Origin of the sequence: Sulfitobacter sp. HI0040, assembly GCF_001634885.1 — a bacterium.
In the GTDB taxonomy this organism is placed as follows: Bacteria; Pseudomonadota; Alphaproteobacteria; order Rhodobacterales; family Rhodobacteraceae; genus Sulfitobacter.
In genome coordinates this window covers 1-1,297 of the sequence record NZ_LWEX01000222.1, presented here as the reverse complement: position 1 = coordinate 1,297, position 1,297 = coordinate 1, and the positions used below count along the sequence as shown (strand labels likewise).

The 1,297-nt window shown below is 53.4% G+C and carries 1 rRNA gene; it reads left to right on the top strand.

Annotation, left to right across the window (positions count from 1 at the left end):
* Positions 1–1,297 (top strand): 23S ribosomal RNA (locus tag A3728_RS12375); the annotation flags it as partial.

The window sequence follows — 1,297 nt, the reverse complement described above, 5'->3', positions numbered from 1 at the left end:
GGGAAAGCAGGTGAGACGACCAAAACAACCAGGAGGTTGGCTTAGAAGCAGCCATCCTTTAAAGATAGCGTAACAGCTCACTGGTCTAAATAAGTTGTCTTGCGGCGAAGATGTAACGGGGCTCAAGCCATGAGCCGAAGCTGAGGATGCACTAGTTGCATGGTAGCAGAGCGTAGTGTGACATAATTCCATGTCTCCTTAACCCTTCGGGGTATTGGAGACGCGGAGTTTTCTGTGAAGCCGGCGCGTGAGCGATCCGGTGGAGAGATCACTAGTGAGAATGATGACATGAGTAGCGACAAAGAGTGTGAGAGACACTCTCGCCGAAAGTCCAAGGGTTCCTGCTTAAAGCTAATCTGAGCAGGGTAAGCCGACCCCTAAGGCGAGGCCGAAAGGCGTAGTCGATGGGAACCAGGTTAATATTCCTGGGCCAGATGGAAGTGACGGATTTCGAGGGTAGTTCATCCTTATTGGATTGAATGGGCTGCTTAGAAGTCCCTGGAAATAGCTCCATCGCTAGATCGTACCCTAAACCGACACAGGTGGACTGGTAGAGAATACCAAGGCGCTTGAGAGAACTATGTTGAAGGAACTCGGCAAAATACCTCCGTAAGTTCGCGAGAAGGAGGCCCGGTTCCTAGGCAACTAGGGGCTGGGGGCACAAACCAGGGGGTGGCGACTGTTTATTAAAAACACAGGGCTCTGCGAAGTCGCAAGACGACGTATAGGGTCTGACGCCTGCCCGGTGCCTGAAGGTTAAAAGGAGGGGTGAGAGCTCTGAATTGAAGCCCAGGTAAACGGCGGCCGTAACTATAACGGTCCTAAGGTAGCGAAATTCCTTGTCGGGTAAGTTCCGACCTGCACGAATGGCGTAACGACTTCCCCGCTGTCTCCAACATAGACTCAGCGAAATTGAATTACCTGTCAAGATGCAGGTTTCCCGCGGTTAGACGGAAAGACCCCGTGCACCTTTACTACAACTTCACACTGGCATTAGGCCGAACATGTGCAGGATAGGTGGTGGGCTTTGAAGCGTGGACGCCAGTCTGCGTGGAGCCTCCCTTGAGATACCACCCTTGTTCTGCTTGATGTCTAACCGCGGTCCGTTATCCGGATCCGGGACCCTGTGTGGTGGGTAGTTTGACTGGGGCGGTCGCCTCCTAAATCGTAACGGAGGCGCGCGAAGGTTGGCTCAGAGCGGTCGGAAATCGCTCGTTGAGTGCAATGGCAGAAGCCAGCCTGACTGCAAGACTGACAAGTCGAGCAGAGTCGAAAGACGGCCATAGTGATCCGGTGG